Raw genomic sequence first — 18886 nt, forward strand, 5'->3', positions numbered from 1 at the left:
GCACGCGGACGCAACTGCCCGCAAACGGCTGCTGAACCGGATGCGCATGCCGCAGCGGCGACGATTCGGTTCATCGGGCTCGCTCAGATCTGTTCCATCCCGACCCGCGCGAGCGCGGCCAGATCGACGACCTCGATCTGGTTGTACGCGAGCCGCAGCACGCCGCGCTTCTCGAGTTGCTGCAACGCCTGGTTGATCCGCTGCCGCGACACGCCGACGAGCATCCCCAGTTCCTCCTGCGAGATCGCGAGCGACGGGCCGGTGTCCGGGTACAGGTCGCGGTTGAACAGTTGCGCGAGCGCCTGCGCGACGCGCGCGTCGACGTCGAGCAGGCGGCTATTCTGGATCGATGCGATGAATTCGCCCATCCGGTTGTTGAGCTGATGGATCACGAAGCGCGTGAACGGCAGGCTCGTGTCGAGCAGCGCATGGAACGTGTCGACCGGCACGAACAGCACGGTCGAGCGCTGGACCGCGACGACTTCGTACTTGCGCAGCTCGCGCTTGATCACGCTGCCTTCGCCGAACCAGCCGCCCGACGGCACGCCGGAAAACGTGCAGCCGCGGCCCGACGCGTTGAAGATCGCGAGCTTCAGCAACCCGCGATGCACGCCGATCCAGTACTCGGACGGCGCGAGCCGCTGCGCGATCACGTCGCCGGCTTCGCGCTGCTCGGCGCGCGACTGCGCGAGCACGAGCGCCTGGTGTTCCGGCGCCAGTGCGCGGAACCACGCGCACTGGCCGAACAGCGCGGACAGCGCGGGCAACGGGCCGGGTTCGGGCAGCGTGTCGACCGGCGTGTCGGCCGGCAGATTGGCCGAGATAGCGATCGCGTCGGGCGGCGCAGCGAGAGGGTCGTGCATGGATGCGGGTTTGCGAGGATAGGGATAACGCGCAGCGCTCGACGCGCACTCTGTCGTTTCGATGACAGACGGCTCACAATAGCGCCCGTTAGGCTGTCGGCAATTGAACCACATCAAAACGAATCGGAGTGCATGCACTCCGGCTGGATACGAGATCGAATCGTGCGCCGCGGCGTCGATGCACGCGCCGATCGACGGAAAACGGGAGACAGGATCATGACGCAGATGTTCGAGGCCGGACTCGGCCGCCGCGACGCCAACTACGTGCCGCTCACGCCGATCGATTTTCTGGTCCGCGCGGCCGAAGTCTACGGCGAGCGCCTCGCGGTCGTGCACGGCGACGTGCGGCGCACGTGGGGCGAGACCCATAAGCGGGCCAAGCAGCTCGCCAGCGCGCTCGCGCAGGCCGGCGTCGCACGCGGCGACACGGTCGCGGCGGTGCTGCCGAACATCCCGGCGATGGTCGAGGCGCACTTCGGCGTGCCGATGGCCGGCGCCGTGCTCAACACGATCAACACGCGGCTCGACATCTCGTCGGTGCTGTTCATGCTGCGTCATGGCGAAGCGAAGGTGCTGATCGTCGACACCGAATACGCGGATCTCGCGCACCGGGCGGCGCGCGAAGTGCCGGGCCTGAAGATCGTCAGCGTCGCCGACGCGATGCCTGCCGACCCCGCGCGCTTCGCGGGCGCGACCGACTACGAAGCGTTCGTCGCGGGCGGCGACCCCGACTATGCGTGGACGCCGCCCGCCGACGAATGGGAGGCGATCGCGCTGAACTACACGTCCGGCACGACGGGCGACCCGAAGGGCGTCGTCTATCACCATCGCGGCGCGTATCTCGCGGCGATCAGCAACATCCTCGAATGGGACATGCCGAAGCACGCGGTGTATCTGTGGACGCTGCCGATGTTCCACTGCAACGGCTGGTGCTTTCCGTGGGCCGTCGCGGCGCGCGCGGGGGTGAACGTCTGCCTGCGCAAGTTCGACGCGAAGACGGTGTTCGACCTGATCCGCAGCGAACGCATCACGCATTACTGCGGTGCGCCGATCGTGCAGAGCGCAATCGCGAACGCGCCGGCCGAGTTCCGCGCGGGCATCGATCACACGGTGCACGCGATGGTCGCCGGCGCGGCGCCCGCGCCGGCCGTGATCGCGAAGATGAAGGAGATCGGCTTCGACCTGCTGCACGTGTACGGGCTGACCGAGGTCTACGGCCCGGCGACCGTGTGCGCGAAGCAGGCGCACTGGGACGCACTGCCCGACGACGAACGCGCGCGCCTGAACGCACGGCAGGGCGTGCGCTATCACCTGGAAGCGGGCGCGACGGTGCTCGACCCGGACACGATGACGCCGGTGCCGGCCGACGGCGAGACGCTCGGCGAGATCATGTTCCGCGGCAACATCTGCATGAAGGGCTACCTGAAGAATCCGAAGGCCACCGACGAGGCGTTCCACGGCGGCTGGTTCCATACGGGCGATCTCGGCGTGCTGACGCCGGACGGCTATATCCGCATCAAGGATCGCCGCAAGGACATCATCATTTCCGGCGGCGAGAACATTTCGAGCATCGAGGTCGAGGATGCGCTGTACCGGCATCCGGCCGTCGCGGTCGCGGCGGTGGTGGCGATGCCCGACCCGAAGTGGGGCGAGGTGCCGTGCGCGTTCGTCGAGCTGCGCGAAGGCGCGAGCGCGACCGAGGAGGAGATCGTCGCGCACTGCAAGCAACTGCTCGCGGGGTTCAAGGTGCCGAAGGCCGTACGCTTCGGCGAGCTCCCGAAGACGTCGACCGGCAAGATCCAGAAATTCCAGCTGCGCAACGAGGTGGGATCGGGCAAGGCGATCGACCTGGCGGGGGACAAGAAGTAGTCGGGGCACCCGCGGCGGCCGATCGTCCATCGCCCGTTGTCCGTCAAGCGTCGCGTTCGAGCCGGAACACGCTGACCGCGTCCGACAGTTGCGCGGCCTGGTCGCGCAGCGCGACGGCCGCGCGTTCGGCATCCGCAATCAGCGTCGCGTTCTGCTGGGTCGCCTCGCCGATCTGCGTGACGGCCAGGTTCACCTGCTCGATGCCGGTCGATTGCTCGCGCGACGCGGCGCTGATCTCGCCGATCAGCGTGCGGACCTGGTCGACCCGCGCGACGATGTCGCGCATCGTGCCGCGCGCGGCGTCCGCGATCCGGTAACCCTGTTCGACGGTCGTCGACGATTCGGTGCTCAGCGCATCGATCTCCTTGACCGCGGCCGCGCTGCGCTGCGCGAGCGCGCGCACCTCGGCCGCGACCACCGCGAAGCCCTTGCCGTGCTCGCCCGCGCGCGCGGCCTCGACGGCCGCGTTCAGCGCAAGGATGTTGGTCTGGAACGCGATGCCTTCGATCGCGCCGGTGATCTCGGCGATCCGGCGCGTCGCGCGGCCGATGTCGTCCATCGTCGCGACCACGCGCTGTACCGCGGCGTCGCCGTTTGTCGCGGCGGCCGATGCGTCCGCGACCAGCGCGTTGGCTTGCGCCGCATGCTCGGCGCTCTGCTGCACGGCGGCGGTGATCTGCTCCATGCTGGCGGCCGTCTGTTCGACGCTGCTCGCCTGCGTCGCGATCCGCGCGGCGATGTCGCCGCTGCCGGCCGCGATGCCGACCGTGCCGTGCGCGATGTCGGCCGAGCTGTTGCGCACCTGCGCGACGATTCGCGCGAGGCCGTCGCCGATTCCGTCGACCGCCTGCACGAGCCGGCCGATCTCGTCGTTGCCCGCGCTGCCGTGCGCGGCCGCGCCGTCGCGGATGCGCACGCTGAGGTCGCCCGCCGCATAGCGCTCGGAGGCCCGTGCGGCGGCTTCCAGCGGCCGGCTCACGACGCGGCGCACGACGATGACGAACAGCGTCGCGAACGCCGCGACGAGCACGGCGCCGATCATCAGGAAGCGGTTGCGGGTGGCGCGCATGGTGGCGAGCAACTCGTCGTCGAGCGCGATGCCGCCGACGAGCCATTGCCACTGCGGAATCGTCGTGAACGACACGAATTTCGCGGTGGGCCCGCTATCGTGCGCGGCCGGGTCGGTCGACGTGTACGCGAGCCGGCCCTCGCCGGCCGCGAGCATCTGGGCATAGGGGGCACGCTTGTCGTCGGCGGGTTGGCCGGCCGCATCGGGATGCACGACGAAGGTGCCGCGCGACGGGCCCTGCGACGCATCGAGCACGAAGTAGTAGCCGTTGTCGCCGATTTTCAGCGAGCGGATGCCGTCTTCGACGAGCTTGAGCTCGGTGCCGATGTCGAGACCGACGAACAGCGCGCCGATCACGCGGCCGGTTGCGTCGGTCACCGGCTTGTACTGCGTGATGTACGGCCGGCCGAACAGCTTCGCGAGGCCCGTGTAGCTGCGGCCGGCGACGAGCGGCGCATACGCGGGGCCGGCGCGGTCGAGCTTCGTGCCGACGGCGCGTGCGCCGTCCTGCTTCTTCAGCGATGTCGTGATGCGCACGAAATCGTCGCCGTCGCGCGCGAAGATCGTCGCGATCGCGCCGCTTTTCTTCAGGAACTGGTCGGGAATCGCGTAATCGAGGTCGAGCGGCTGGCCGCCCGCGAAGAGGGTCGGCGCGGGAACGCCGCCGATGTCGACCGTGCGCGCCGGGTCGAGCGAGAAATCGGCCGGCAGGAAGCTCGCGAACAGCGACATCGAGCGGTTGGCCTCGGCGGTCAGCGCCTTGTCGAACAGGTCGACCATTGCGCGGATCGACTGCTCCTTGTCGACGATCCGCAGGTGCGCTTCTTCAGCAAGCTGCTGGCCGGCGAAATGGGCGAGCGTCCACGCGAACACGGTAAACAGCAGGGCGACGAGCGCGCACGCCAGCGCGGCCAGACGCGCGCCGACGCTCACCCGGCCCAATTGGGTCAGTCTCATGAAGCATCCTGAGTGGGGAGTGAGAAAGGGCGGAACGCACGCGTCACCGCTAGTCGTTGCTTAATACGGCAACTTTCGCGGAATCTTTAGCGCGGGGTCGTCGATGGCGGCCCGGCGGGCGCGCAACGGAGCGGCGAATGTCAGTGCGTCACGAGCCATGCGACGGCCAGATAGCGGCCGACCTTCGCGATCGTCACGATCGCGAGGAAGCCCGGCAGCGGCTCGCGCAGCACGCCGGCGATCATCGTCAGCGGATCGCCGATCACCGGCGCCCAGCTCAGCAGCAATGACCAGCGGCCGTAGCGCGCGTACCAGCGTTCGGCGCGCGCGAGCGCGGCCGGCTTGATCGGAAACCAGCGGCGGTCGCGGAAGTGCTCGATGCCGCGGCCGAGCGCCCAGTTGATCACCGAGCCCGCGACGTTGCCGACGCTCGCGACGAGCAGCAGCGCCCACACCGGCTCGCGCCCGGCGAGCAGCAGGCCGGCGAGCACGGCTTCGGACTGGAGCGGCAACAGGGTCGCGGCGACCATCGACACGGCGAACAGGCCGCCGTAGGTGAGCAGTTCGGACATCGCGCGATTGTACCGGCCGTGGGTTGTGGGTCGGTCGGCCGGCACCCGTCATGCGGCGTCGGCGGTGCCGAACAGCAGGTGCGAGATCATCGACTTGTCGACCGGTTCGTCGTTGAGCGTGCTGGCGAGCAGTTCGCCCGCGAGCTGCTGCGGCGAGAACACCATGTCCGGCTTCAGCAGGCGCAGCCGCTCGAGGTTGCGCTGATGATTCACGAGCGCGACGGTGCGCACCGTCGGCGCGATCTCGCGGATCGCGAGGATGATGAACGCGTTCTCGGCATCGTCGGAGCGCAGCGCGAGCACCGCGCGGGCCGTCGCCGCGCCGGCGCTTTCCAGCACCGCGTGGTCGGTGGCGTCGCCAACGATCAGGTCGGTCGTGCCCGCATAGTTGTGCTCGACCCCGGCGGGCACGATGACGGTCACCGCGTAGCCGCGCTTGCGCAGGCCGTCGTGTACTGCATGCGCGACGGGCGTCGCGCCGACGATCAGGAAATGATGCTTGCGGATCACGTTCGAAATGCCTCCCTTGACGATTCGTTTCAGATTGCCCCCGATCACCGGCCCGACGACCGCGCTGATCGACGTCGCGAACACCGTGATGCCGAGCACGATCACCGACGCGGTAAACAGGCGCGCGGTGGGCGCGTGCGGCACGATGTCGCCGTAGCCGACCGTCGACATCGAGACGATCGAGAAGTAGACGGCGGTGGCGAGGTCGTGGACCGGCGGCGTGAATTCGTCGCCGAGATACAGCACGCCGAAGGTCGCGTAGATCAGCAGCGACACGATGCTGAGCAGCGCGAACAGGCTGCTCGCGGCGACGCTCGCGCGATCGAAGTGGCGCCAGTAGTAGATCAGCGCGACGGCGAGCACGGCCGTATACACGATGACGGCGTTGCTGCGATAGCCGCCGAGGAGGCTGATCGCGGCGGCCGCGACCAGCAGCAGGATCGACAGCACCCACGCGACGCGGGCGCGCAGCACGATGCCGATGGCCATCGTCGCGAGGCCGGCCGCGACGACGACCTGGGGCAGCACGACGAGGCCGGCGTTGTCGACGAGGTTCAGCGCATCGGTGAGCCACGCATGATGCGCGCCGAGCTGCGCATGCGCGACGACGGGGCGCAGCACCATCAGTGCATCGAGTGTGAGGAGGAGAGCGAGATACCAGTGCAGGCCGATCGGCGCGAACAGGCGCCGCAGGCGGGTAGTGACGTGCTTCATGCAATCGCCCGGGTGAGCCGGGCAGGTCCGACGAACAAGCCGCTACCCTAAAGCATTCGGCGATCGGCTGTCTTTTCGAGGGCGCGGGCGGCGGGTGACACGGCACCCGCGCGCGCCCGCTCAGTTCCAGCCGACCATGATCGCGCCCATTCCGACCAGCAGCCCGCCCGTCACGCGGTTCATCGCGCGCATCCGTGCCGGCCGCCGCAGTGCCCGGCTCAGCCGGTGCGAGAACAGCGCCATCGACGCGACCCCGCCGGCGAACAGCAGCGCGAAGGTCGTCGCGAGCAGCAGGAATTGCGCGTTCAGGCTCCAGTCGGCGTTCGGGACGATGAACTGCGGAAAGAACGACGGGAAGAACAGCAGCGTCTTCGGGTTCAGGCCGGAGGTGGCGACGCCGCGCCAGAACAGTGCACGGCCGGTGTCGGTGTCGGGGGCGGCGATGCCGGTTTCCGCCGAAGCGGCCGGTGCGGCGGATGCGGTTGCGGGCGCACGGCTGAGCCATTGCTTGCAGCCGAGCCACACGAGGTACGCGGCGCCGGCCCAGCGAAGCACGGTCAGCGCATGCTCGTCGAGATGGACCAGCGAATTCAGGCACAGCGCGGTGAGCGCGAGTTGCAGCAGCACGGCGAGCGTGCCGCCCCACACGCACGGCAGCGCACGGCGCCAGCCGGCGCGCAGCGCCTGGTTCATCGTGAGCAGGTTGACGGGGCCGGGGGCGTAGATGAGGACGGCGGATGCAGCGAGGAACGACAGATAAAGCCTGAACGACATGACGGGAAGGACGGGAACAGGGAGTCGGGCGCCGGCCCGGCCGCCGGATAGGCGCGCGGGCGGCGGGCAATCGCATGCCTGCGTGTCCGGCGCCGCAACTCGTGATTGCGGCCAGGCGTCCCGCTGCGAAGGGGTTGTCGCGGGGAGCGTGCCGGACAACAGGCATGGAGAAAATGTATCAAGCCGGCTGGTTAAAAGGCTTCCTGTTTTCCAGCAAAACTGAGCCGAAACCGGAATCCTGTTCAGATAGAATGCGGATTTCAAGTAGAAGATTCTCCTCGCCATGGCTACCCGCGAACGCACGCCGAAAACCCTCGACAACCAGGACCGCAAGATCCTCGGTGCACTGCAAAAAAATGCGCGTCTGTCGAACGCCGAACTGGCCGAACAGATCGGCATGTCGACCACCGCGTGCTGGAACCGCACGCGGCAGCTCGAACTCGACGGCTACATCGACGGCTATGTCGCGCTGGTCAACCAGCGCATGCTCGGCTATGCGGACATCGTGATCCTCGAAGTCACGCTCGATCGCCACGAAGACGACGCGCTCGCGCGTTTCGGCGCCGAACTCGCGGCGCTGCCCGAAGTGCTCGAGGCCTACCTGGTGTCGGGCGAATACGACTACTGGATCAAGGTCGCGGTGGACGGAACGGCCGGCTACGAGCGCTTCCTGCGCGAGAAGCTGTACCGGATTTCGAGCATTCGCCACAGCCGCTCGATGTTCGCGCTGCGGTGCATGAAGGACGTGCCGTCGATTCAGGTGTGACGACGGCGAAGACGGGGCCGCGCGTCATCGTGAGGATGAGGGCGCGATCGCGTTGAGGAAGGGCGGTAATCGGGCTGTCGCGGCCAATGCGCGCGGCCCGGAGCCGGATAGAGGCGGGAAATTCGAGCAGGGCGGGAAAACGGATGAATCTTCCGTGCCGACACACTCGATCCTGGCACCGCCACTGAAATTCCGCCTCACAGCGCTCACATTGCGTGAGCGCGTCACTCATATCGGGGCCGTTCGGCTCTTTCAACGATATCCGTCGGGACACCGATGCCGGACGCGGCGGCCTTGCGGCGCGCGTCCCGGCAAGCGGATCAACCGGACATTTCTGCCGCCGGCCGGCGGCCATCGGCTGCGTTCAGCGCGGCAGGCGTGCGTGCGCTTGGGCGATGATTTCGCAGTTCTCGAGGTGCAGTGCCCATGCTTCTGCAAGCAGTTCGCCAATACGTGCGAGCCAGCCAGCGGATTGGGTGGAACGATCGGAAATGTTAGACGTTTGCATGACGAAGCCCCGTATAGGTGGCGAGTTAGGGATAACCCTAATCATAGAGGAGCGTCACCGCTTTGTGAAATGCGATTTCGTTATATGAGAATTACTGACAATTTGTGTTGCTGCTCCGCAACATGAGCCGCGTCCGTCGTCGTCGTTACACAGTGGACAGACGTGACAAGGCCGCGGCGAGCCGGGCCTCGCAATGAGGAACAGGAAGGAACGTCAGGGCGACGATGACTCGCCGATCCACCCGAATCGCCACGACAGGCGGCGCGTCGCGGCGAGCAGCGTATGTGCGAGCGCGCTGTCCGGCCCGCGCGGGAAGCCGCGCGACGAGCCGATGATCGCGATCACGAGCCGGATGCTGCCGGTGTGATCGAACACGGGCGCGGCGATCGTGCCGATCCCCGGCACCGGCGCGTCGAACGCGAAATCGAGTTCGTCCGTGCGGATCGTCGCTAGTCGCGCGCGGAACGCGTCGTCGACCTCCATCGCGCGGCCCGCGAGGCGCACCGGCTCGTCGGCCAGGAGGCCGGCCAGCACGTCGTCGGGCATGCCGGCCGCGAAGATTCGCCCGATCGCGGTATTCACGAGCGACATCACCGTGCCGACCTGCAGGCTCACATGCTGCGGCCGCGCCGATTCCTCGAGGCGGATCACGGTCGGCCCGAGCGGCCCGAGAGTCGCCGCGGCGACGCTCATGTCGGTCGCGGCCGCCAGCGCGACGATCTCCGCTTCGGCATCGCGCGTCGGCGACACGCGCTGCATCGCGATCAGGCCGAGCGCCTGACCGAGCGGGCCGCCGCCGAAGCAGCCGGCATCGTCGCGGCTCAGCAGGCCGATCTTCTGCAGGCTCACCAGATGCGGAAACGCCTTCGCGGCCGGCATGCCGGCCGCCGCCGCGAGATCGCGCAGCGGCAGCGCGCGGCCCGCCGACACGAGCGCGAGCAGCAGGTCGCCCGTGCTGTCGAGCGCGTTGATGCCGCGCTGGGCTTTCGTGTCGTCGGCGAGCGCGGGCGGCAGGCGCTGCACGGACGGAGCCGCGGCCGGCGCGCCCGGCTGCGCGTCGCGTCCGGCGTCGAGTGACGCGGTGGCCTGCCGCGCCGCATCGCGCAACGCGGTCGCGATCGGGCCGTCCCAGCCGACATCGATCGACCCGGTCGAACCGATCACCGTCAGCGCGAGTTGCAGGCGGCCGTCCGCGTCCAGCACCGGCACGCACATCGCGCTGACGCCGGGGCTCGGCCGGTCCACGCCGCGCTCGATCCCGCGCGCGCGGATCGCATCGAGCTCGGCCTGCCACGCGCCGGCATCGGACGTGGGCTGCTCGCCTTCGGCACCCGCGAGCGTGTCGCCGGCGCCGGCCTGGCTGGCCGCCATCGCGTCCAGCAGTGCGGGGTCGCCGAACGCGCGGAACACGCGGCCGGTCGCCGTCGTATCGAGCGACATCACCGAGCCGACGTGCAGGTTCACATGCAACGGATAGCCGCCGTGTTCGATGCGCACGATCGTCGGCCCGAGCACGCCCGGCACCGACAACGCGACGCTCAGGCCGACTGCTTCCGCGAGCCGCGCCGCGTGCGGCAGCGCCGCGCGATAGGCCGGCTGGCGTTCGATCGACATCAGGCCGAGCCGCAGCGACAGCGGCCCCGGCTCGTAGTTGCCGGTGAGCGCGTCGCGTTTCACGAGCGCGAGCCGCGTCAGGCTGACGAGATAGGTATGCGCCTGCGCGGTCGATAACCCGGCCGCAGCTGCCAGCTCCGACAGCCCGAGCGGCTTGCGCCGGCGCGCGAGCGCGTCGAGCAGCCGGCCGCCGACCTCGACACTCTGGATCCCGCGCTGCGCCTTGGGCGGTGCGTCGTCTGCGCTGACTTCGTGGTTCTGCACGCGATGATTCTTCCGTTGACGAAACCCCGCATGGTATCCGACGCCATTTGACGCGCCAGCCCGCAGGTTTACCCGTATTGGACAATAGCAAGCGACTTTGTCATTGACAAATAATCGATGCAGGTCGATGATCCACTCACTCCCCTCAACACATGGCTCGAAGCCACGGAACGCAACATGGCCAAAGCATTCGCATCGCAAGCCGATCTGGAAGTGAAGAAGATCACCTGGACGCAGCTGTCCGAGAACGCGTACGCGTATACCGCCGAAGGCGACCCGAACTCGGGCGTGATCGTCGGTGACGACAGCGTGCTGATCGTCGATACGACCGCGACGCCCGCGATGGCGCAGGACCTGATCGCGAAGATCCGCAGCGTGACCGACAAGCCGATCAAGCACGTCGTGCTGTCGCATTACCACGCGGTGCGCGTGCTCGGTGCGTCCGCGTATTTCGCCGAAGGCGCGCAGCACGTGATCGCGAGCCGCGGCACCTATGAAATGATCGTCGAGCGCGGCGAGGCCGACATGAAGTCGGAGATCGAGCGCTTCCCGCGCCTGTTCGCGGGCGTCGAGACGGTGCCGGGCCTGACCTGGCCGACGCTCGTGTTCGAGCGCGAGATCACGCTGTTCCTCGGCAAGCTCGAAGTGAAGATCATGCACGTCGGCTCGGGCCACACGAAGGGCGACACGATCGTCTGGCTGCCGTCGCAGAAGGTGCTGTTCTCCGGCGATCTGGTCGAATACGACGCGGCCTGCTATTGCGGCGACGCGCAGCTCGAACAGTGGCCGACCACGCTCGAGGCGCTGCGCGCGCTCGGCGCGGAAAAGCTCGTGCCGGGCCGCGGCCCCGCGCTGCTGACTCCGGCCGATGTGAACAAGGGGCTCGACTATACGAAGGACTTCGTGACGACGCTGCTCGCGCAGGGCCGCAAGGCCGTCGAGCGCAAGCTCGACCTGAAGGCGTCGATGGCGCTCACGCGCGAAGCGATGGATCCGAAGTTCGGCAACGTGTTCATCTACGAGCACTGTCTGCCGTTCGACGTGTCGCGCGCGTTCGACGAGGCGAGCGGCATCACGCATCCGCGCATCTGGACCGCGCAGCGCGACAAGGAAATGTGGGACGCGCTGCAGGACTGAGCGGGTCACGGCGGCGGGGCGTCCGGGCGGACGTCCCGCCGTTTTTCTGACGGCCCCTGAACGGCGGCGGCATTGCGCCGCGGTTTCCGGAGCCGACTTCCGATCTCACAAGAAAGCAGGGCGCATGCACGCCCTCGGAGACTGTTGCGCGCTCGAATCGCGTGGCCCGTTTGGAGAGAGACATGCCTCAATCGCTTCCCGCCAAAGCGACGATCGCGCACGCGAGTGCCGCGGCGTCGGCTTCCGTATACGAATCCGCGCCGGCATCCGATGCCGGCGACGCGCTGCTGTTCCGCAAGATCGCGTGGCGGATCGTGCCGTTCCTGTTCCTCTGCTACGTCGTGTCGTTCCTCGACCGCATCAACATCGGCTTCGCGCAGCTGCAGATGAAGCATGATCTCGGCTTCAGCGATGCGATGTACGGCCTCGGCGCCGCGGTGTTCTATGTCGGCTACGTGTTCTGCGAGGTGCCGAGCAACCTGCTGCTCGCGCGCTTCGGCGCGCGCCGCACGTTCACGCGGATCATGCTGCTGTGGGGCATCGCGTCGACCGGGATGATGTTCGTGTCGCAGCCGTCGCATTTCTACGTGCTGCGCTTCCTGCTCGGCGTGTTCGAGGCCGGCTTCTTTCCCGGCATCGTGCTGTACCTGACCTACTGGTTCCCGGCGAACCGGCGCGCGGCGGCGATCTCGGTGTTCTTCGCGGGCGTCGCGGTCGCGGGCGTGCTTGGCGGCCTGGTGTCGGGCTGGATCATGCGCGACATGAGCGGCGTGCTCGGGCTGCACGGCTGGCAGTGGATGTTCGCGATCGAAGGCGCGCCGGCCATCGTGCTCGCGGGCTTCGCGTTCACGTACCTGGTCGACCGTCCGCAGGACGCCGCGTGGCTCACGTCCGACGAAAAGGCGCGCGTCGCCGCGCTGTGCGGCGACAGCCGTCCGCACGGCGCCGGTCATGGCGCGCACGAAAAACGCAGCCTGCTCGCCGCGCTCGCGAACCCGCGCGTCTACCTGTTCGCGTTCATCTACTTCTCGCTGACCTGCGCATCGCTGACGCTCAATTTCTGGATGCCGCTGATGATCCGCGACTTCGGCGTGACCGACGTTGTGGCCGTGAGCCTCTACACGGTCGTGCCGAACGCGGTCGGCGCAGTCGGCCTGATCCTGATCGCGCGCCGCTCGGACCGCACCGGCGAGCGCCGCAAGCACTTCGCGTGTTGCACGATCGGCGGCGGGCTGGCCCTCGCGGCGCTGACGCTGCACCTGCACAGCTTTGCTGCGATGCTCGCGTGCCTGTCGATCGCGGCGACGCTGATCTTCGCCGCGCTGCCGATCTTCTGGGCCGTGCCGACCCGCTATCTGTCGGGCAACGCGGCCGCGGCCGGGATCGCGCTGATCAGCAGCATCGGGATCACGAGCGGCATCGTCAGCCCGTGGGTGATCGGGCTGATCCGCACGCGCACGGGCAGCATGGATCTCGCCGTGTATCTGCTGGCCGCGCTGCTCGCGCTGAGCGGCGCCGCGCTGATGCTCGGCGTGAAGGGTGAAGGCGCGCCGCGCGCGTGAACCACGGGTCCGTCGCTGCCGGCGGGCGTCGTGGTCGTTGCACGGCCATGCGTGGCAAGCGGGGCGAAACGGGCTTGGCGAATCGGGCGCGTGCAATGTCACGCGCCGTTTGACGACGACCGGCGAGCCGGCCGTCATCGACGCGCTTCGATTCGACAGCGCCGCGCCCGCGCAGGGCGGGCGCGACGCCGATGTTGCCGACTAGCGCGCAGCCGCATAGCGCGGCGCCGGCGAATCCGTCGACAGGTGCGGCGCCATCGTGCGGCGCGCGGCCTCGTACGCATCCCATTCGTCAGCCGCATGCAGCGACGGAATCGTCACGAGTTCGCCGCGCTCGAAGCCGACCAGCGCCGCGTCGACGAGGTCGGACGCCGACATCACGATCTCCTTCGGCAGGTGTTCGAGCGGCAGGCCGCCGGTCTGCCAGAAGTCGGTGGCCGTGGCGCCGGGCAGCACGGCCTGCACCTGCACGCCGTGGTCCGCGAGTTCGTGATGCAGCGACTGGCTGAACGCGAGCACAAACGCCTTGCTGCCCCCATAGACACCATTGAGCGTTTCCGGCGACAGCGCGACGATCGACGAAATGTTGATCACGGCGCCACGGCCGCGTGCGACGAAGCCGGGCACGGCCGCATAGGTCAGGCGGGTGAGCGCGGTCACGTTCAGGTCGATCAGTCGCGTCATCGCGTCGACGTCGCTGTCGAGCAACGGCGCGTGGGTGCCGACGCCCGCGTTGTTCACGAGCAGCGTGATGCTCGCGTCCTGCTTCAGCTTCGCCTCGACGGCGGCGAGCTCGGCGCGATCGTTGAGGTCCGCGCCGACGATTTCCACGCTGCGCTGCGTGTCGTTCGTGATGCGCTCGGCGAGGGCGGTCAGCCGGTCGCGGTTGCGCGCGACCAGGATCAGGTCGTAGCCGCGGCGCGCGAGCCGGTCGGCGTAGATTGCGCCAATGCCCGACGATGCGCCGGTAATGACGGCGGTACCGCGATGTGCTTCAGTCATGATGTCGCTCCGTTGCGAAGAAAGGTGAGTGCGTGAAGGCATTCTGCTTTCGAATCACGGCGACGCAAATGACGTAGATGGGTATGATTTCGGACATCGGGATGGTCATGACGACCGTCACCCCGGCAGCGGAGACACGCATGCACCGAATCGGCTTTCTGATCAGCGACGGCTTCCAGATCATGGCGCTCGCCGCGCAGTCGGTGTTCGAGTACGCGAACATGGGCGCCGGCGAACCGTTCTACGTGCTGGACAACTATTCCGTCGACGGCGGCGACGTGCGCTCGTCGCTCGGCTTGCCGGTCGCGACGCGCGCGCTGAGCGGGCGGATCGACGTCGATACGTGGATCGTCGCGGGCGTCAACGATCCGGTCGCATCGCCGGCGCCGGCCGGCGTCGTCGCCTTCCTTCGCCACCCGAACGCGCGTGCGCGGCGAATCGCCGGCATCTGTACGGGCGCGTTCGTGCTCGCCGAGGCCGGGCTGCTCGCGCAGCGTCGCGCGACGACGCATTGGGCGTACGGCCGCGACATGCAGAAGCACTTTCCGGAGGTTCGCGTCGAGGAAGACCGGATCTATATCGTCGACGGGCCGATCTGGACGTCGGCCGGGATGACGGCCGGCCTCGACCTGGCCCTCGCGATGGTGGAAAAGGACCTCGGTGCGGACGCCGCGCGTTCGGTCGCGCACAAGCTCGTGATGCATCAGCGCCGCGCGGGCGGGCAGTCACAGCATTCGGAAATGCTCGATCTCGCGCCGAAATCCGACCGGATCCAGAATGCGTTGAACTATGCGCGCCAGCATCTCGGCCGCGCGCTGACCGTCGAGGAACTCGCCGACGCCGCGCACCTGAGTCCGCGCCAGTTCAGCCGCGTGTTCACGCTCGAAACCGGGCAGTCGCCGGCGAAGGCGATCGAGCGGCTGCGGCTCGAGGCCGCGCGGCTGATGATCGAGCAGAGCCGGCATTCGCTCGACGTCATCGCGAAGGAGAACGGTTTCCGCGACCGGCGGCACCTGCGCGATGCGTTCGTGCGCGGCTTCGGCGTGCCGCCGCAGGCGGTGCGGCGCGACGCGCGGGCGGACGAGCGCGAAACGGCCTGAGTGGCGCCGCTCAGCGCGTGACGAACGCCGTGGCGTCGTGCGGCGCCGCGCGTGCGTGCTTGCGCTGGCGCAGCAGCGCGACGCGGCAATTCTCGCGCGCGGTCTCGCGGCCGTCGTCGTCGAGCAGCACCAGGTCGCCGCGCATCACGTTGAGCGTGATCACGTCGTCGCCCGGTGCGCCGAGCGTTTCCGGCGTATGCACGGAGCCGGCCGGTTCGAGCACCGTGGATCCGGCCTGCGCGATCCAGTCGTACTCGCGGTAGCGCCACGCGCCCTGCAACGTATGGACGAACACCTCGCCGTCGTGACGATGGCGCGGCAGCGTGCCGCCGGCCGGCATCTTCAGCAGCGCGGTCAGCGTGTCTTCCGCCGCATTGATATGCAGATACTTGATCGCGAGCCCCGGCAGGTCGGCGCTCATCGGCAGCCACGGCAGCGCGTCGCCGGGCAGGCACGAAATCGGCGGCAGGTCGGTGGGGAGCGGGGCGGACGGCTGCGTCATGGCGGAAGGCGGAGCGGAAACGGGGAGTGCGCATTATCGCAGAGGCGGATCGGCCGGAGGGCTGACATGGATTGCCGGGGCGCCGGCGAGCGGACACGCATTCTTCCTGTATCGATATATACAGCTTAACTGTACAGTTTTTCTGTAGATATGCTATCGTGGATTCATGAACACCCCCTCTTCGTCCCCCGAAACGCCACCCCTGGCCGGTCTCGCCGGCGAACTCCGGATCTCGGTCAGCAAGCTGATGCGGCGGCTGCGCGAGCAAACTCATCCGAATGACCTCACCTCGTCGCAGAAGTCGGTGCTGTTGCGCCTCGACCGCGACGGCCCCGCGACCGTCTCCGCGCTCGCGCGGGCGGAAAGCGTTCGGCCGCAGTCGATGCGCGTGACGGTGGCGACGCTGGAAGCGAGGGGCGCCGTCAGCGGCGCGCCCGATCCGACCGACGGTCGGCAGACGCTGATCGCGCTCACGCCGGATTTCCGCAAGCGGCTGCAGGCCAACCGCGCGGCCAAGGACGATTGGCTGTTTCGCGCGCTGCATGCGCAACTGTCGGCGCACGAGCAGGCCGAACTCGCGTCGGCCGTGCAGCTGATGCAGCGGCTCGCCGAATTCCAGGACGCGGCGCGCCCGTGAACCCGATCGACCCGCCCGGCGGGAGGAACGCCCGAACATGAACATCCTGCATCTCGTGTCGTACTTTTTCGGCGGCGCCTTTCTGACGAATGCCGTTCCACATCTCGTCAGCGCGCTGCGCGGCGGCAACGCGCCGCAGCGGCCATGAGCGTGCCGGCCGCGGGCGTGTTCCGCTCGCTGCGCAGCTTCAACTATCGCGTGTGGGCGGCCGGCGCGCTGGTGTCCAACGTCGGCACGTGGATCCAGCGCACCGCGCAGGACTGGCTGGTGCTCACGCAGCTCACACACCATGACGCGTCGGCGGTTGGCATCGTGATGTCGCTGCAGTTCGGCCCGCAGCTTCTGTTGCTGCCGTGGACGGGCTATGCGGCCGACCGTTTCAACCAGCGCCGGCTGCTGATGGCGACCCAGGCGCTGATGGGCGGCCTCGCGCTCGCGCTGGGGCTGCTGACGGTCGCGGGCGTCGTGCAGCTGTGGCATGTGTATCTGTTCGCGTTCCTGTTCGGCTGCGCGTCCGCGTTCGATGCGCCGGTGCGGCAAACCTTCGTCGCGGAGCTGGTCGGCGACCGCGAGCTTGCGAACGCGGTCGCGCTCAATTCGACGTCGTTCAACGCGGCGCGGATGATCGGGCCGGCGGTGGCCGGCTTCATCATCGCGTCGGTCGGCACGGGCTGGGCGTTCCTGCTGAACGGCGTCAGCTTTGTCGCGGTGCTCGCGTCGCTGTCGCTGCTGCGCGCCGACGAGCTGCGCGAGAACACGCGCGCTGTCCATACGCGGGGAAGCCTCCTCGACGGTTTTCGGTACGTATGGCGGCGCCCGGACCTGAAGGCGACGCTCGCGATGCTGTTCCTGATCGGCACGTTCGGGCTGAATTTTCCGCTGTTCATCTCGACGATGGCGGCCGGTGTGTTTCACGTCGATGCGCGCGGCTTCGGCATCCTGTCGTCGATGATGGCGGTCGGCACGATCTCGGGCGCGTTGCTCGCGGCGCGCCGCGAACGGCCGCGGTTCCGGCACTTGTGGATCGGCGCGGCCGTATTCGGGATCGGCTGCACGCTCGGCGCGATCGCGCCGAGTTACTGGCTGTTCGCGGCGGCGCTCGTGCTGACCGGGATCGCCGCGATGACGTTCACCACGTCGACCAATGCACTGATGCAGCTATCGACCGAGCCGGCGATGCGCGGGCGCGTGATGGCGCTGCGCCTCGCGGTCGCGTTCGGCGGCACGCCGATCGGCGCGCCGGTGGCCGGTTGGGTCGCGAACCATCTCGGCCCCCGCTGGGCGCTCGGCGTCGGCGCGGCGTCCGGGTTCGCGGCCACGCTGGTCGCCGTGGTGTTCCTGATCCAGATGACGCGACAGTCGCTGCCTGAAGGCGGCGCCGGCGGCGGAGCCTGAGCCCAGTTACGCGTCACCGCCGTCGCCACCATCACCACCCAGCCGCACCGCCGCATGCGCGGCTTCGAGGCACGACTGAAACAGCAGCGCCGCGCGTGACGGCCGCGGCGAGCGTCGCAGCAGGCTCACGAATCGGCACCGGTAGTTGAAGCGGTGCGGCGCGATCGCCTGCATCAATCCCTTGTTTTCGAAGCTCTCCGCGTAATGGTCGGGCAGGAAGCCGAGGTACCGGCCCGACAGGATCAGCGTCGCGATCGATTCCTGGTCAGAGGCCGTCGCGCTGCGCGTGAGCTTCGCGCGATGGCTCAGTTCCATGTTCGGCGAATGGAAGCCCAGCCCCGCGAACGCGTGGTTGCGGATCGTCGTCCATGTGAGCTTGCCGTGCGGCGCGTCGAAAAGCGGATGCTGGCGGCCGCAGTACAGCAGCATCCGTTCGTCGAACAGCTCCGAATACACGAGGCTCCCCGAATTGCGGTGCGCCGGGATGATCCCGACCTGATAGCTGCCGTCGATGATCCCGCGCTCGACCTCGTTGATCGACGCGACATGCAGATTCAGCGCGACGTCGGGCGCGTCGTCCGCGAACTGGCGGATCGCGTCGCCGAGCCGCGCCTTCGGGTTGGTGGCCGTCTTGTCGAATACGGCGATGTGCAGTTCGCCGCCCATCTTGTCGTGAATGCCGTCGATCCGGCTGCGAAATGCCTCCATCGACGCGAGCAGCCGCAGGGTTTCCTCGTACACCGTCTGCCCCTCGGCCGTCAGCGTGAAGCCGGCGCGGCCGCGCCGGCACAGCACGAGGCCGAGGCGCGTTTCGAGATCCTTCACGTGCCGGCTGATCGTCGAGATGCCGATATTCAGTTCCAGTTCGGCCGCCGCCATCCCGCCGCATTGCACGACGCCCTTGAAAACCCGCAGCAGCCGCAGATCCATGTCGCTGAGCTGCCCGAGCAGCGCGCGGCTCTTCGGTTTCTTTGCCTGCATAGATGAGCAAGTGAACATTGATATTGCGATATTCAAAAGACTAATTGGCCTCCCGACAATGCGCAACATCATCCCAAGCACGAGGGGCGC

Annotated in this window: 16 protein-coding genes; 7 read left to right on the plus strand and 9 right to left on the minus strand. The window is 68.2% G+C overall.

Features of this window, described 5'->3' with window-relative positions; translation table 11 throughout:
- Positions 1 to 83: 83 nt before the first annotated feature.
- Positions 84 to 863, minus strand: coding sequence for a Crp/Fnr family transcriptional regulator (locus BAMB_RS18680; protein ID WP_011658727.1), 780 nt, complete (start codon positions 861 to 863; stop codon positions 84 to 86).
- Positions 864 to 1079: 216 nt separating this feature from the next.
- Between BAMB_RS18680 and BAMB_RS18685 the strand changes: the two genes are divergently transcribed.
- Positions 1080 to 2732 carry an acyl-CoA synthetase gene (locus BAMB_RS18685; protein ID WP_011658728.1) on the plus strand — a complete coding sequence of 551 codons (1653 nt, stop codon included), beginning with the start codon at positions 1080 to 1082 and terminating at the stop codon, positions 2730 to 2732.
- Between the two features lie 43 nt (positions 2733 to 2775).
- On the opposite strand, the gene BAMB_RS18690 is transcribed toward BAMB_RS18685, so the two are convergent.
- The 4 genes from BAMB_RS18690 to BAMB_RS18705 form a co-directional block, all read right to left on the minus strand.
- The gene (locus BAMB_RS18690) at positions 2776 to 4758 is read right to left on the minus strand and encodes a methyl-accepting chemotaxis protein (RefSeq protein ID WP_011658729.1); all 1983 of its coding nucleotides are present in this window, start codon (positions 4756 to 4758) and stop codon (positions 2776 to 2778) included.
- A gap of 140 nt (positions 4759 to 4898) precedes the next feature.
- The gene (locus tag BAMB_RS18695; RefSeq protein ID WP_006755377.1) at positions 4899 to 5330 is read right to left on the minus strand and encodes a YqaA family protein; all 432 of its coding nucleotides are present in this window, start codon (positions 5328 to 5330) and stop codon (positions 4899 to 4901) included.
- 48 nt (positions 5331 to 5378) lie between these two features.
- Positions 5379 to 6554, minus strand: a complete 1176-nt coding sequence (gene kch, locus BAMB_RS18700) for a voltage-gated potassium channel protein (RefSeq protein WP_011658730.1) — start codon at positions 6552 to 6554, stop codon at positions 5379 to 5381.
- Positions 6555 to 6674: 120 nt separating this feature from the next.
- Positions 6675 to 7328: a LysE family translocator gene (locus BAMB_RS18705; RefSeq protein ID WP_011658731.1), complete on the minus strand. Its 654-nt coding sequence runs from the start codon at positions 7326 to 7328 to the stop codon at positions 6675 to 6677.
- A gap of 283 nt (positions 7329 to 7611) precedes the next feature.
- Here BAMB_RS18705 and BAMB_RS18710 point away from each other — a divergent pair, with 283 nt between their 5' ends.
- Positions 7612 to 8094 (plus strand): Lrp/AsnC family transcriptional regulator, encoded by a 483-nt coding sequence (locus tag BAMB_RS18710; protein ID WP_006755380.1) that lies wholly within the window; start codon positions 7612 to 7614, stop codon positions 8092 to 8094.
- Between the two features lie 721 nt (positions 8095 to 8815).
- On the opposite strand, the gene BAMB_RS18715 is transcribed toward BAMB_RS18710, so the two are convergent.
- Entirely contained in the window at positions 8816 to 10480 is a 1665-nt protein-coding gene (locus tag BAMB_RS18715) for an IclR family transcriptional regulator (protein ID WP_011658733.1), read from the minus strand.
- 177 nt (positions 10481 to 10657) lie between these two features.
- Here BAMB_RS18715 and BAMB_RS18720 point away from each other — a divergent pair, with 177 nt between their 5' ends.
- The gene (locus BAMB_RS18720) at positions 10658 to 11617 is read left to right on the plus strand and encodes an MBL fold metallo-hydrolase (RefSeq protein WP_041491643.1); all 960 of its coding nucleotides are present in this window, start codon (positions 10658 to 10660) and stop codon (positions 11615 to 11617) included.
- Positions 11618 to 11799: 182 nt separating this feature from the next.
- Positions 11800 to 13179, plus strand: coding sequence for an MFS transporter (locus BAMB_RS18725; protein WP_011658735.1), 1380 nt, complete (start codon positions 11800 to 11802; stop codon positions 13177 to 13179).
- Between the two features lie 201 nt (positions 13180 to 13380).
- Here BAMB_RS18725 and BAMB_RS18730 read toward each other — a convergent pair whose 3' ends face one another.
- Complete coding sequence (locus BAMB_RS18730) at positions 13381 to 14181, minus strand: SDR family NAD(P)-dependent oxidoreductase (RefSeq protein WP_011658736.1); 801 nt, start codon at positions 14179 to 14181, stop codon at positions 13381 to 13383.
- Between the two features lie 140 nt (positions 14182 to 14321).
- Here BAMB_RS18730 and BAMB_RS18735 point away from each other — a divergent pair, with 140 nt between their 5' ends.
- Positions 14322 to 15281 (plus strand): GlxA family transcriptional regulator, encoded by a 960-nt coding sequence (locus BAMB_RS18735; protein WP_041491644.1) that lies wholly within the window; start codon positions 14322 to 14324, stop codon positions 15279 to 15281.
- Positions 15282 to 15291: 10 nt separating this feature from the next.
- Here BAMB_RS18735 and BAMB_RS18740 read toward each other — a convergent pair whose 3' ends face one another.
- Positions 15292 to 15783 (minus strand): 2,4'-dihydroxyacetophenone dioxygenase family protein, encoded by a 492-nt coding sequence (locus BAMB_RS18740; protein ID WP_011658738.1) that lies wholly within the window; start codon positions 15781 to 15783, stop codon positions 15292 to 15294.
- Between the two features lie 166 nt (positions 15784 to 15949).
- Between BAMB_RS18740 and BAMB_RS18745 the strand changes: the two genes are divergently transcribed.
- Positions 15950 to 16420: a MarR family winged helix-turn-helix transcriptional regulator gene (locus BAMB_RS18745; RefSeq protein ID WP_011658739.1), complete on the plus strand. Its 471-nt coding sequence runs from the start codon at positions 15950 to 15952 to the stop codon at positions 16418 to 16420.
- Between the two features lie 144 nt (positions 16421 to 16564).
- Complete coding sequence (locus tag BAMB_RS18750; protein ID WP_011658740.1) at positions 16565 to 17815, plus strand: MFS transporter; 1251 nt, start codon at positions 16565 to 16567, stop codon at positions 17813 to 17815.
- Positions 17816 to 17821: 6 nt separating this feature from the next.
- Here BAMB_RS18750 and BAMB_RS18755 read toward each other — a convergent pair whose 3' ends face one another.
- Positions 17822 to 18796, minus strand: coding sequence for a LysR family transcriptional regulator (locus BAMB_RS18755; RefSeq protein WP_041491452.1), 975 nt, complete (start codon positions 18794 to 18796; stop codon positions 17822 to 17824).
- Between the last annotated feature and the right edge of the window lie 90 nt (positions 18797 to 18886).

The sequence above is a fragment of the Burkholderia ambifaria AMMD genome (genome assembly GCF_000203915.1).
GTDB classification, from domain to species: Bacteria; Pseudomonadota; Gammaproteobacteria; order Burkholderiales; family Burkholderiaceae; genus Burkholderia; species Burkholderia ambifaria.

Excerpts from the sequence above, each read along its gene's own strand:
- BAMB_RS18680 (WP_011658727.1), bottom strand. The coding sequence starts at position 863 with ATGCACGACCCTCTCGCTGCGCCGCCCGACGCGATCGCTATCTCGGCC.
- BAMB_RS18685 (WP_011658728.1), top strand. The coding sequence starts at position 1,080 with ATGACGCAGATGTTCGAGGCCGGACTCGGCCGCCGCGACGCCAACTAC.
- BAMB_RS18690 (WP_011658729.1), bottom strand. The coding sequence starts at position 4,758 with ATGAGACTGACCCAATTGGGCCGGGTGAGCGTCGGCGCGCGTCTGGCC.
- BAMB_RS18695 (WP_006755377.1), bottom strand. The coding sequence starts at position 5,330 with ATGTCCGAACTGCTCACCTACGGCGGCCTGTTCGCCGTGTCGATGGTC.
- kch (WP_011658730.1), bottom strand. The coding sequence starts at position 6,554 with ATGAAGCACGTCACTACCCGCCTGCGGCGCCTGTTCGCGCCGATCGGC.
- BAMB_RS18705 (WP_011658731.1), bottom strand. The coding sequence starts at position 7,328 with ATGTCGTTCAGGCTTTATCTGTCGTTCCTCGCTGCATCCGCCGTCCTC.
- BAMB_RS18710 (WP_006755380.1), top strand. The coding sequence starts at position 7,612 with ATGGCTACCCGCGAACGCACGCCGAAAACCCTCGACAACCAGGACCGC.
- BAMB_RS18720 (WP_041491643.1), top strand. The coding sequence starts at position 10,658 with ATGGCCAAAGCATTCGCATCGCAAGCCGATCTGGAAGTGAAGAAGATC.
- BAMB_RS18725 (WP_011658735.1), top strand. The coding sequence starts at position 11,800 with ATGCCTCAATCGCTTCCCGCCAAAGCGACGATCGCGCACGCGAGTGCC.
- BAMB_RS18730 (WP_011658736.1), bottom strand. The coding sequence starts at position 14,181 with ATGACTGAAGCACATCGCGGTACCGCCGTCATTACCGGCGCATCGTCG.
- BAMB_RS18735 (WP_041491644.1), top strand. The coding sequence starts at position 14,322 with ATGCACCGAATCGGCTTTCTGATCAGCGACGGCTTCCAGATCATGGCG.
- BAMB_RS18740 (WP_011658738.1), bottom strand. The coding sequence starts at position 15,783 with ATGACGCAGCCGTCCGCCCCGCTCCCCACCGACCTGCCGCCGATTTCG.
- BAMB_RS18745 (WP_011658739.1), top strand. The coding sequence starts at position 15,950 with ATGAACACCCCCTCTTCGTCCCCCGAAACGCCACCCCTGGCCGGTCTC.
- BAMB_RS18750 (WP_011658740.1), top strand. The coding sequence starts at position 16,565 with ATGAGCGTGCCGGCCGCGGGCGTGTTCCGCTCGCTGCGCAGCTTCAAC.
- BAMB_RS18755 (WP_041491452.1), bottom strand. The coding sequence starts at position 18,796 with ATGCAGGCAAAGAAACCGAAGAGCCGCGCGCTGCTCGGGCAGCTCAGC.